A 12,365-nucleotide genomic window follows, 5' to 3' on the forward strand; every position below is an offset into this window, starting at 1 on the left:
TGGCGTCAGATTTTTACTATAAACGTCTAAAACGGGTATGATTGTATATGAAGAATACCTAATGATTTTAATGGCAGGAGACCAGAATGAAAGCAGGTAAGTGGTTAATCGGAGTGCTATGTCTGTTACTCAGTATGGTTGCACAGGCACAAACAGAGGTACGTCTGGCTGTACATGATTCATTTGCTTTACCTAAAAATGTTCTGGCTCAGTTTGAGCATGATAATAATGTGAAACTGACTGTGATTAAAGTCGGTAGCGGAAATGAAATGCTCAACAAGCTGATTTTAACTCGTGCTAAACCAATTGCTGATGCAGTATATGGTCTGGATAACAGTAATATTGCCAAGGCTCAGCAGTTTAAACTGTTTGCTCAGGCACAACCCTCCGGCCGTCCGGTTAATGTTTCTCTGCCGCAGGCTCTGGCAGTGGATTACGGCTATATTACGATTAATTATGATAAGGCATGGTTCCAGAAACATGGCAAAGCTGTGCCGCGTTCGCTGGAAGAACTGGCCAGCCCGGCTTACCGCGATTTACTCGTTGTGCCCAGCCCGGCCACTTCCAGTGTGGGGCTGGGTTTTCTGCTGGCGAATATTGGCGGCTTAGGAGAGCAGGGTACCTGGCAATGGTGGGCTAAAATGCGCCAGAATGGTGTAAAAGTGACTAAAGGCTGGAGTGAGGCCTATTACACTGAATTTACCTTGAACGGAGGCAGCCGGCCGATGGTGGTAAGCTATGCTTCCAGTCCGATAGCAGAAGTTTATTATGGTAAAGGTAAATACAAAACACCGCCAACTGCCGATTTACGCTTTAAAGGGGCAGTGTTCCGCCATATCGAAGGTGCTGCGGTGCTGAATCATGCCAGTCAGCCTGCACTGGCCGCTAAACTGGTGCAATATCTGCAAAGCAATCAGGTACAGAATGCCATTCCGACATCCATGTGGGTTTATCCGGCTGTAAAAGGCGTGTCTTTGCCGCCGGTATATGCTCATGTAAAAATTCCAACTACGGTAACACAACCAAGTATGGCTGATATGGCAGCTAAGCAGCAAAGCTGGGTTAAACAATGGGTAAAGGTAGTGCAGCGCTGAGCAAATAACCTGTACTGTTGCCATGCGGCTGTTTATTGCGGCCGGAGTAAAAAATAAAAACAGGGCATGGATATGCCCTGTTTGGTTATACAAATACTGAATCTGAGGTAATCGTCTGGTAAATAAAGATGTAAACGGTATTGGGATGAAAGTTGTCAGTTTCGGGCAAAAATTGCTGCCGGGGCTGTTCTCATTACTGCCGCTGTTTTTTTTGCTGGCTGTGGTGCTGTTACCATTGCGGGCAATGCTGCAACAAACGGATGCAGACAGTTTCCGTATGGTGTGGCAGGACGAATATATGCGTCGCTTACTGGGCTGGACAGTTTCACAGGCTGCTATCAGCAGTGTACTGACGTTGTTGCTGGGTGTGCCGGTAGCATGGGCAGTTACCCGTTTGCAGTTTAGCGGCCGAAACTGGGTACTGCGTTTGCTGATGCTGCCGTTTGTAATCCCCACATTAGTAGCCGGTGTGGGTATTCTGGCATTGTTTGGAGCACAGGGTTTATTGTGGCGCGGCTGGGAAGGTACGCCATGGTTATTGTTATACGGTAATGTGTTTTTTAATCTGCCGGTAATGGTACGTGCCGGCTATCAGGGTTTGTGTCAGGTACCGGCAACACGTATGTATGCGGCGCAGACACTGGGTGCCGGAACATGGCAGCGCTTTGTCAGGATTGAAATTCCGCAGATGCTGCCATGGCTGGCCGGTGGTATGTGTCTGGTGTTTTTGTATTGTTTTTCCGGATTTGGTCTGGCTTTATTGCTTGGCGGTGAGCATTACATTACGCTGGAAGTGCAGATTTATCAGCTGATAGCTTATGAGCTGGATATGGCACAGGCAGGTGTGCTGGTGTTGTGGGTACTGGCCACAACTTTTCTGTCCGGTATTATATATGCGGTTCTGAGCAGATATTCGGCTCAGAAGGCAGTGATACAGATGTTGCCGCCGCAATTGCCGACAACCGGGCAGAAAGCCGGACTGGTAATGGCTTTGCTGCTGTTGCTGGGATGTTGTGCGCTGCCGCTGCTGGCTGTGTGCTGGCGTGCTTTGCTGGCTGGCAGTTCATGGCTGGTATTACTGGAAAGTACAACGTGGCAGGCAGTACTGAATACTTTAAGCTTTACTTTAATGGCAATCATGCTGGCATTACTGCTGGGTTTTTTGCATGCTGCGCTGGCAAAGCGGCTGATGTGGGTGCGTAGTCTGACATTTTTACCATTTATGGTATCACCGGTGTGTGTGTCATTCGGGCTGTTGTTGTGTTATCCCGGCTGGACAGCATCATTAAGTATGCTGATATGTACGTATGCGCTGCTGGCTTATCCGTTTATTACCAAGGATGTACTGGCCGCATGGGACAGTTTGCCTGACAGTTATACACAGGCTGCGCGTACACTCGGTGCCGGCCGTATGCAAGTATTGCTGTATGTTATTGTACCCCTGTTACGACCGGCTTTGCAGCGCGGGCTGGCGCTGGCTGCGGCTACCTGTATCGGTGAGTTTGCGGCTACGCTGTTTCTGTCGCGGCCGGAATGGCAGACGCTGACTACACTGATCTATCATTATCTGAGTACCGCCGGACGGGATAATTATGACCGTGCAATGGTGCTGACCTTACTGCTGATGATGCTGACCATACTGATTTTTGCGTTAGTGGAATGGAGTAAGTACAAAAAGGAAACGCATCTATGCTGAGCTGGCAACACATTAATAAAAAATTTTCCGATAAAGTTGTTGCCGCGGATTTAAGTCTGGAGGTGGCCGACGGTCAGCTGGTAGCGGTACTGGGAGAAAGCGGCAGCGGTAAATCAACTTTGCTGAATATGGCAGCCGGTCTGGTACAACCTGATAGCGGCAATATTTTTATTAACGAAGAAAATATAACTTTTTTATTGCCGGAACAGCGCCGTATCGGGCTGATGTTTCAGGATTATGCTTTATTGCCGCATCTGAATGTGTGGCAAAACGTGGCTTTCGGACTGCGTATGCACGGAGTAAGCAAACCGCAAGCACAACAGCAGGCCATGCAAATGCTTGCCGAGGTGGGGCTGTCTGAAGCAGCTGCCCGGCAGGTAGATGCATTATCCGGCGGAGAGCAACAGCGGGTGGCACTGGCCAGAGCACTTGTTCTGCAACCGCAGGCATTGTTGCTGGACGAACCATTTTCAGCACTGGATACAACATTGCGCGCCAGTTTGCAGCAATTAACTGTGCGTTTATTGCGTCAGCAAAAATGTCCGGCTGTACTGGTTACTCACAGCCCGCTGGAGGCTTTTGCGCTGGCTGATCGTATTTGTTTGCTCAGGCATGGCTGCTGGATACAACAGGGTACTGCTGCACAACTGCTGGCACGACCGGCTGATGCATGGGCTGCGCGTTTACTGGGTTGTGATAATGTCAGCGATATTTGTTACATTCCGCAAAACGCTCTGCAATATGATCCTGAAAACGGAACACAGGTGCAGGTAACAGAAGTATGTTTAACAGCCAGATCATATGATGTACAGTTGCTGCATCCGCAATACGGAATATTACGCTGGTGGCTGCCGCTGCATTATGCTGTGCAGGCAGGAGACTGGCTGCCATTAACGGTACAGCATCAACAAATTGTTTTCTTTCAGTAATACAGTATCTGTTTGGCGGTAAACTGAATTAGTCGAAGAATGCATGCTCATGCCTACAAAAACGGTGCATAGTGGTATAATTGCGCCGATTTTTTTACCAATTATTGCAAGTACACACGGAGAACCTCATGGCTTTAGTTTCTATGCGCCAACTGCTCGACCATGCTGCAGAAAACAGTTATGGTCTGCCGGCGTTTAATGTCAATAATCTTGAACAAATGCGTGCGATTATGGAAGCGGCCGATGAAGTTAACGCTCCGGTGATTGTGCAGGCCAGTGCCGGTGCACGCAAATATGCCGGTGCCCCGTTTTTGCGACACCTTATTCTGGCTGCCATTGAAGAATTTCCGCATATTCCGGTTGTGATGCATCAGGATCATGGTGCATCACCGGAAGTATGTCAGCGTTCAATTCAGCTGGGCTTTTCATCAGTAATGATGGATGGTTCGTTGCTGAGTGATGCCAAAACACCTTCCACTTATGAATACAATGCAGATGTCACTCGCAAAACTGTCTATATGGCACATGCCTGCGGTGTATCAGTAGAGGGTGAAATCGGCTGTCTGGGTAATCTGGAAACCGGAGATGCCGGTGAGGAAGATGGTGTGGGTGCGGCAGGTAAACTCAGCCATGAACAGATGCTTACCAGTGTGGATGAAGCAGCGCGTTTTGTACAGGATACGGGTGTTGACGCTCTGGCCATTGCTATTGGTACCAGCCATGGCGCCTATAAATTTACCCGTAAGCCGACAGGTGAAGTACTGCGTATCGACCGCATCCGTGAAATTCATGAACGTTTACCTAATACCCATCTGGTTATGCATGGTTCCAGCTCAGTACCGCAGGAATGGTTGCAGGTGATTAACGAATTTGGCGGCAATATTCCGGAAACTTATGGTGTGCCGGTAGAAGAAATTGTCGAAGGTATTAAATACGGTGTACGCAAGGTTAATATTGATACAGATTTGCGTCTGGCCAGCACAGGCGCCATCCGTCGTTTTCTCGCTACACATCCGGCAGAATTTGATCCGCGTAAATACTTTACTGAAACCATTAAAGCCATGAAGCAGGTTTGTATTGATCGTTATGTGGCCTTTGGAGCTGCCGGTCATGCGAGCCAGATTAAACCAATTTCTTTGGAAAAAATGGCAAATCGTTACGCAGCCGGCGAGCTAGTACAGATTATAAAATAAGTATTTTTACATGTAATAATGGACTGTCCGGAAAAGGACAGTCCATTGTTGTTTATATCCTGTTTTTTTAGTTTATCTGCCGGTGCGGCAGGAAAATCGATTCAGACACAGTCTGCTTCACAAAATGGTATGGCAGTCTGAGTAAACCGGCGCTGAAAATAGAGTAATCCCTGATTTTCCTGTGAATTAATATTTATGTGCTCAACTGCTACATAAAATACGCTGTGGCTGCCCATATCATGGCTATCGACAATGTGCCCGTGCAAATGTGCCAGTGCTCCTACTAACTGAGGCTGGGCGGAGTGGTGATGATTTTGCCAGTCGTTTTGCAGAAAACGTTCGGTTACCGGAACAGATGTTATTCCGGCAAAATGCTCCGCTACATCCTGCTGAGATGAAGCCAGAACATTAACACATAAACGCCCGTTGGCGCGGAGAACCGGTTGAATACGGGCGTTACGGTTAATGCATAATAATAAGGTAGGAGGTGTATCTGTTACCGATGTGACTGCGGTAAGGGTGATGCCATAACGGCCGGCTGAACCTTCGGTGGTAATAACATGTACTGCTGCGGCAACTTTTGACATCGCTTCACGATATTGTAAAGCTACGGCTGACGGTGGTTGATTCATTTTATTAAGTTTCTGGTTCTTCTTTATCGACAGCAATATTGGTAAATTCTTTCAGCATATTGCCCAGTTGATGTAATTTTTCCTGAGTATAACGCTGTTCCAGTACTTTGTACCGTGCATCTACTGAACGACACAAATCTTCATACAATTTTTCTCCGGCCGGGGTCAGCTTAAGAAAAACCCGTCGCTGATCATTGGATGGTTTAAGACGGACTACATAATCCAGTTTTTCCAGTCTTGTCAGGATACCAGTCAGGCTTGGGCGAAGAATGCATGCCTGTTTAGCTAAATCCTGAAAATCCATGATACCATTTTCTGCCAGTAAACGGGTAATACGCCATTGCTGATCAGTGATACCGATATCATTCAGCATCGGGCGAAAATGAGATAATAATGCTTCACGAGCCTGAATCAAGACAATGTTGAGGGACGAGTATTTAGATGTATTAATCATCTGTTTGCTCCAATCTTTCAGTATATCCGGTTCATATAACTATTAAATATAAAGCTAAAAAGTTATTTTTTACGAATTTTACATAATATTATTATAAATTTGAATAATTATGTGTAAATAAATTACAAAACAAGTACATTGTATTTAATTAATAGCTTGTTTTAGAATAAAAAATTATTTTTTAGTTGATTATTGCAATATTTTTGAAATTAAAAAAAGAAACCACCAATCCTAATACATAAAAGTGATCGCCGGATTTATCCGGCTGCTACCTGTATCTGTGGTTTGGTGGTTGAGAAGAAATAATTTGTAATTAATTAATTGTATTTTTGTAACTGTAAAGCAATTTTAGACATTCTGTCCTGTAGTTGAGCCAGTTCGGTACGGTCTTTTTCTACCAGATGCGCAGGTGCCTTGTCGGTATAGCCGGGTTTGGCCAGCTTTGCTTCAATTTTATCGATATTTTTCTGTAGTTTTTCTGCTTCTTTTTGCAGTCGTGCCGTTTCAGCAGCTTTATCCACTTCGACTTTCAGCATCAGGCGCGCACCCTGGCATACTGCTACCGGTGCATCATCACTTTCTGGCAAATGAGTTACCTGTCTGGCTTCACTCAGACGTGCCATCAGTGGCAGATATGGAAGAATTTCACCCAGATCGGTATTGCTTTCAACCAGCAAAGGCACTTTTACACTCATCGCCAGCGCCATTTCACCACGCAAATTGCGTACTGAATTAACCAGCTCCTGCAAATAATGCATCTGATTTACCGCATTAGCATTATTCAGACTGCTGTCAGCCTGCGGCCATGTGGCCAGCATGATGCTGTCAGTATGTTTTGCGTTAGCCAGTGGTGCAATGGTCTGCCACAGTTCTTCAGTGATAAACGGCATAATCGGATGCAACAGGCGCAGTACTACTTCCAGAACGCGTACCAGTGTGCGCCGTGTTGCGCGCTGCTGTGCTTCATCACCACGTTGCAACTGAGTTTTGGCCAGTTCTACATACCAGTCACAGTATTCATTCCAGATGAATTCATATAAGGTCTGAGCAGCCATATCAAAACGGTAGGTGTCCAGTGCTTCACTTACTGCCGAAATGGTTTGCTGCAAACGGGTCAGCAGCCATTTATCAACAAAGCTGTAACTTAGCGGCAGACTTTCATCCTGCCCGCAATCGTGATTTTCAATATTCATCAGCACAAAACGGCTGGCATTCCACAATTTATTGCAGAAATTACGATAGCCTTCAGCACGTTTGAAATCGAAATTGATACTGCGGCCCAGGCTGGCATAGCTGGCCATAGTGAAGCGCAGAGCATCAGCACCGAATACCGGAATGCCGTCAGGAAATAGTTTTTGTGTCGCTTTAATTACCTGCGGCGCTTTTTCCGGACGGCGCAAACCGGTAGTACGTTTAACCAGCAGGTTTTCCAGATCGATACCGTCAATCAAATCCACCGGGTCAATGACATTGCCTTCAGATTTGGACATCTTCTTACCTTCATGGTCACGCACCATGCCATGAATATATACATCATGAAAAGGTACTTTGCCGGTGAAGTGGGTAGTCATCATAATCATGCGTGCTACCCAGAAGAAAATAATTTCATAACCGGTTACCAATACTTGAGAAGGCAGGAATGCCTGCAATTCCGGTGTTTTTTCCGGCCAGCCAAGTGTAGAAAACGGCACCAGAGCTGAAGAAAACCAAGTGTCCAGTACATCTTCGTCACGGGTCAGAACCGCATCTTCACCCGCCTGTGCCTGTGCTTCGGCTTCATTACGCGCTACATAAACGCGGCCGTTCTGATCGTACCATGCCGGAATCTGGTGACCCCACCACAACTGGCGGGAGATACACCAGTCCTGAATATTGTTCATCCACTGGTTATAAGTATTAACCCAGTTTTCCGGAATAAAGCGTACTTGTCCGCTTTCCACTGCATGAATACATTTTTCAGTCAGGGTTTTACCTTTAAACTCTGATTCCGGTTCGGGATTGGCAACATTATTATCAGCACTGCGGGTCATAGCCACAAACCACTGACTGGTCAGCATTGGTTCGATTACACTGCCGGTACGGTCACCTTTAGGTGTCATCAGTTTGTGTTCTTCCACTTTTACCAGTAAACCCTGAGCTTCAAGGTCTGCGACCATCTGTTTGCGTGCAGCAAAACGATCCAGTCCGGCATATTGTGCCGGTAACGTAATACCAGCCTGAGCCTGACCCTGAAAATCAAATACTTCTGCCTGCGGTAGTATTCTGGCATCCAGACTGAGTACATTAATCAGTGCAGTCTGATGACGTTTACCCACTTCATAGTCATTAAAATCGTGAGCCGGTGTGATTTTAACGCAGCCGGTACCGAAATCTTTATCTACATATTCATCAGCAATCACCGGAATAGTGCGGCCAGATAATGGCAGTACCAACTGTTTTCCGATGAAACCGGCATAACGTTCATCATCGGGATGTACGGCTACGGCTACGTCACCCAGCAAAGTTTCCGGACGGGTAGTGGCAACAATCAGAGCGTTGTCCGGATCATCGGCCAGCGGATAACGGATATGCCACATATGACCGTTTTCTTCGATATTTTCCACTTCCAGATCTGATACAGCTGTACCCAGTACCGGATCCCAGTTTACCAGCCGTTTACCGCGATAAATCAGACCCTGCTCAAACAGGCGTACAAATACTTCGGTAACCACTTCGGCACGCACATCGTCCATTGTGAAATATTCACGGCTCCAGTCTACAGAGCAGCCGACACGGCGCATCTGTTCGGTAATGGTGCCGCCGGAGAATTTTTTCCAGTCCCAGATTTTGGCAATAAATGCTTCCCGGCCTAAATCATGGCGGGTAATGTTTTCTACCGCCAGCTGGCGTTCCACCACAATCTGCGTAGCAATACCGGCATGGTCAGAGCCGGGAATCCAGCACACATTTTCACCTTTCATGCGGTGATAACGGGTAAGGCCATCCATAATGGTCTGGTTAAATGCATGCCCCATATGCAGGGTGCCAGTTACATTAGGCGGTGGCAGCTGAATAGCGAAAGAAGGTTTGCTTAAATCCAGTGACGGTGCAAAATAGCCGCGTTGTTCCCATTGCTGATATAAACGGGTTTCGATTTCACTCGGAGAATATTGGGTGTTTAACATGGTTACGAATTGGAAAAAAATCAAAAAATAAGATTCTGATTATAACCCATGCGCTGAGGCATGGTTTAAGACGATGCGCTTTTGTCAGAATCCGGATATCAAAGTAAACAGTCTTATTTTCAAAATAGAGGTTGAGTCGAATAAACGATTAATTATTAAGCAAATGTCATAAATGAAAATTATGAGTACAGGCGGATAATTAACTAATAAATATATATTTCTGCTGCTTTACCTGTTTATTATCTGTGTAGGCGGGATAAAACTGTGCAGAAGCCCAATCAATTATCCCCCGGTATGCGTAGAATACAGGGGGAAGTAATTAAAAGTGGATTAATTCAGTAGCAGTGATTACTGGCAGACATTAGCGGAAGTAGTCATGCCTGTTGCTGCCATCGAAAGCAGCCGGTTTTCAGACAACACTTCTTAAAAGCTGCGGCCGGAGTTGCATGGACAGGGATCATTGCGCCCCAGCTTTTCATGCAGAACTTTGTCACCATGAACAGTTCTTATCAGTCCGCGTTTAACGTTGGTTTCTGACGGGAAACCTCTGCGGCGTTTGCTGGTTGGCTCAAAAGAAGCCTTTATCATTAAATTTGCGCACTATCGTACTCCTTTTTAAGATAATGTAATTAAACAGCAATCACAACTTGCTCGGAATATTTTACAGTAAAAAATATAACATTATCAATGTCGGATGCTTGTCATAAGCTATCTTCAGGAGAAGTAGAAAATAAAAAAACTGCCTGAATCTGAATTCAGGCAGTGTATTAAAAATACAGGTTATTGCGGCATGATACCTTTCATGCCTTTGGCCAGACGCATCAGTTTACCCATACCGCCCTTGGTAAATGATTTCATCATTTTTTGTGACTGCTCAAATTGTTTGAGCATTTTATTCACTTCCTGCACGGTAACGCCGGAACCATTGGCAATGCGGCGTTTACGGCTGGCTTTAATTAGCAGCGGATTGGCGCGTTCTTTGGCAGTCATTGAGTTGATAATGGCTTCCACACGACTCATGGCTTTTTCTGCCGTGCCTTCCGGAACCTGTTTGGCCATTTGTCCCATATCGCCCGGCAGCTTAGACATAATGGATTCAATTCCACCCATTTTACGCATCTGCTGAATTTGTGCTTTAAAGTCATTCAGGTCAAAACCTTTGCCTTTATGCAGTTTTTTTGCCATCTGCTGCGCGGTTTTTTCATCAATGCCTTTTTGTACATCTTCAATCAGTGAGAGTACATCCCCCATGCCGAGAATACGCGAAGCCAGACGATCCGGATAAAACGGTTCCAGCCCGTTGATTTTTTCACCTACACCAATAAACTTAATCGGTTTGCCAGTTACATGGCGTACAGACAAAGCGGCACCCCCACGGGCATCGCCATCCATTTTGGTTAATACCACACCTGTCAGAGGCAGCGTATCATTAAAAGCCTGTGCTGTATTTACGGCATCCTGACCCTGCATGGCATCTACTACAAACAGAGTTTCTACTGGATTAATCGCTGCATGTATCTGCCGGATTTCATCCATCATTTTCTGGTCAATAGCTAGCCGGCCGGCAGTATCCACCATCAGTACATCATAAAAATGTTTTTTGGCATGATCCAAAGCATTTAATGCAATGGTCACCGGCTGTTCACCTTCGTGTGACGGGAAAAAATCCACTTCAACCTGTTGTGCCAGCAATTTTAGCTGCTCTATTGCCGCCGGACGGTATACGTCGGCAGAAACCACCAGTACCTTTTTCTTCTGCTCATTTTTCAGCAGCCGGGCCAGTTTGCCCACCGTAGTGGTTTTACCCGCACCCTGCAAACCTGCCATCAGAATCACGGCCGGTGGAACTGCAGCCAGATTCAGACTGCTGTTTTGTGTGCCCATCAGTTCGGTAAGGGCATCGTTTACCACACCAACAAAAGCTTGCCCGGGTGTGAGACTGCCAATGACTTCCTGCCCGACTGCACGTTCTTTTACCGAAGCCATAAACGTTTTTACAACTGGCAGGGCAACGTCTGCTTCGAGTAATGCCATACGTACTTCACGCAGAGCATCTTTGATATTGTCTTCACTCAAACGCGCCTGTCCGCGCAGAGTTTTCGCGATTTTACTAAAGCGATCTGATAGATTGTCTAACATCGAAACCATCTCCGGCTAATTGTAAGCAGCCTGTATATGTTCGGTGAAAATTGCCTGTTGCCAGTCAATTCGCACAATAAATAGGTATGATAAGTAGCAATTTGGTTATAAAATGGCACCCCGTTGCTATACCTGCCTGTATTTTTTAGCAGGCATAGCAATAATAAATACCTATTTTACACTACGCGCGCCAATTTTTGGCGCGCTATTGCTGCGGAAAAATCATGAGCTTATTGCTGCTGGTGCTTATTCTTGCTTATGTCGTGCTTTCTGTACTGGCATGGCGGTTCTGGCAACGTCATACTGATGTGCCTTATCCGTTGCGGGGTGAGCAGTTACTGTTACTGCTGATATTGCTGCTGCATACCTTTGTTGTATGGCAGCCAATGTTGCAGCAGCATGTACTGCTGGTGGGGTTCGGTCAGGCACTCAATCTGATTACCTGGTTAATGGTAATGCTGTATTGGGTGGGCAGTTTTCGCTATCGCCTGCAGGGATTACAGCTGGCGCTGTTTCCCTGTTCGGCACTCGTACTGTTGATTGCCTTACTGCTGCCCGGGCAGGCTATTGCTTACCCGATGCACAACACAGCATTCATGATACATGTTTTGTCGGCATTGCTGGCTTATGCCCTCTTTGGCATTACAACCCTGCTGGCTGTGCTCATGCTGGTACGCAATCATTATCTGCACCGGCGTAAAACTGTTCCGCAGCAATCATTCCTGCCGCCTTTGCTGGCTATTGAAAAATTAATGTTTCAGGGCCTGCAGGCGGGTTTTGTGCTTCTGACTATAGCGGCTGTCAGCGGCACAGTATTTTCCGAAGCTGTATTTGGTGAGCCGGCACGTTTTAATCATAAAACGGTATTCGGCGTGCTGTCATGGATAATCTATCTGGTTATCCTGCTCAGACATCATATGCAGGCATGGCGCGGGAAAAAAGTGGCATGGTGGGTTATTGTGTCATTTGTCAGCCTGATGCTGGCTTATTTTGGCAGCAAGTTTGTGCTGGAAATTTTGTTTTAATCTTTTTTGTAACTAGTTTCACCCTGATTTGTAACCATA

The 12,365-nt window shown here is 46.2% G+C and carries 10 protein-coding genes; 5 read left to right on the forward strand and 5 right to left on the reverse strand.

The features are described 5' to 3' along the window. Positions 1–86: 86 nt before the first annotated feature. The 4 genes from H3U73_RS00220 (at position 87) to fba (ending at position 4,912) form a co-directional block, all read left to right on the forward strand. Complete coding sequence (locus H3U73_RS00220; protein ID WP_037394268.1) at positions 87–1,094, forward strand: thiamine ABC transporter substrate binding subunit; 1,008 nt, start codon at positions 87–89, stop codon at positions 1,092–1,094. Between the two features lie 145 nt (positions 1,095–1,239). Beyond that, on the forward strand, positions 1,240–2,790 hold the full coding sequence (locus H3U73_RS00225) for an iron ABC transporter permease (RefSeq protein ID WP_084550089.1): 1,551 nt from the start codon (positions 1,240–1,242) through the stop codon (positions 2,788–2,790). Continuing rightward, positions 2,784–3,719, forward strand: a complete 936-nt coding sequence (locus H3U73_RS00230) for an ABC transporter ATP-binding protein (protein WP_084550087.1) — start codon at positions 2,784–2,786, stop codon at positions 3,717–3,719. Before H3U73_RS00225 ends, H3U73_RS00230 begins: the two co-directional genes overlap by 7 nt. 128 nt (positions 3,720–3,847) lie before the next feature. Next, complete coding sequence (gene fba, locus H3U73_RS00235) at positions 3,848–4,912, forward strand: class II fructose-bisphosphate aldolase (protein WP_084550085.1); 1,065 nt, start codon at positions 3,848–3,850, stop codon at positions 4,910–4,912. Between the two features lie 101 nt (positions 4,913–5,013). On the opposite strand, the gene hpaC is transcribed toward fba, so the two are convergent. The 5 genes from hpaC to ffh all read right to left on the reverse strand — a co-directional run bounded on the left by hpaC (position 5,014) and on the right by ffh (position 11,301). Continuing rightward, positions 5,014–5,544: a 4-hydroxyphenylacetate 3-monooxygenase, reductase component gene (gene hpaC, locus H3U73_RS00240; RefSeq protein WP_025331512.1), complete on the reverse strand. Its 531-nt coding sequence runs from the start codon at positions 5,542–5,544 to the stop codon at positions 5,014–5,016. A 4-nt stretch (positions 5,545–5,548) separates the two neighbouring features. Then, positions 5,549–5,998 carry a homoprotocatechuate degradation operon regulator HpaR gene (gene hpaR, locus H3U73_RS00245; protein ID WP_078474998.1) on the reverse strand — a complete coding sequence of 150 codons (450 nt, stop codon included), beginning with the start codon at positions 5,996–5,998 and terminating at the stop codon, positions 5,549–5,551. A gap of 317 nt (positions 5,999–6,315) precedes the next feature. After that, complete coding sequence (locus H3U73_RS00250) at positions 6,316–9,162, reverse strand: valine--tRNA ligase (protein WP_084550083.1); 2,847 nt, start codon at positions 9,160–9,162, stop codon at positions 6,316–6,318. A 423-nt stretch (positions 9,163–9,585) separates the two neighbouring features. Next, on the reverse strand, positions 9,586–9,750 hold the full coding sequence (locus H3U73_RS00255) for an SEC-C metal-binding domain-containing protein (protein ID WP_198189756.1): 165 nt from the start codon (positions 9,748–9,750) through the stop codon (positions 9,586–9,588). A gap of 192 nt (positions 9,751–9,942) precedes the next feature. Continuing rightward, positions 9,943–11,301, reverse strand: coding sequence for a signal recognition particle protein (gene ffh, locus H3U73_RS00260; RefSeq protein ID WP_037394288.1), 1,359 nt, complete (start codon positions 11,299–11,301; stop codon positions 9,943–9,945). A gap of 224 nt (positions 11,302–11,525) precedes the next feature. On the opposite strand from ffh, the gene H3U73_RS00265 reads away from it, so the two are divergent. Beyond that, positions 11,526–12,326 carry an inner membrane protein YpjD gene (locus H3U73_RS00265; RefSeq protein WP_198189765.1) on the forward strand — a complete coding sequence of 267 codons (801 nt, stop codon included), beginning with the start codon at positions 11,526–11,528 and terminating at the stop codon, positions 12,324–12,326. Positions 12,327–12,365 lie beyond the last annotated feature (39 nt).

Origin of the sequence: Snodgrassella sp. W8124 (assembly GCF_016100875.1) — a bacterium.
GTDB classification, from domain to species: Bacteria; Pseudomonadota; Gammaproteobacteria; order Burkholderiales; family Neisseriaceae; genus Snodgrassella; species Snodgrassella alvi.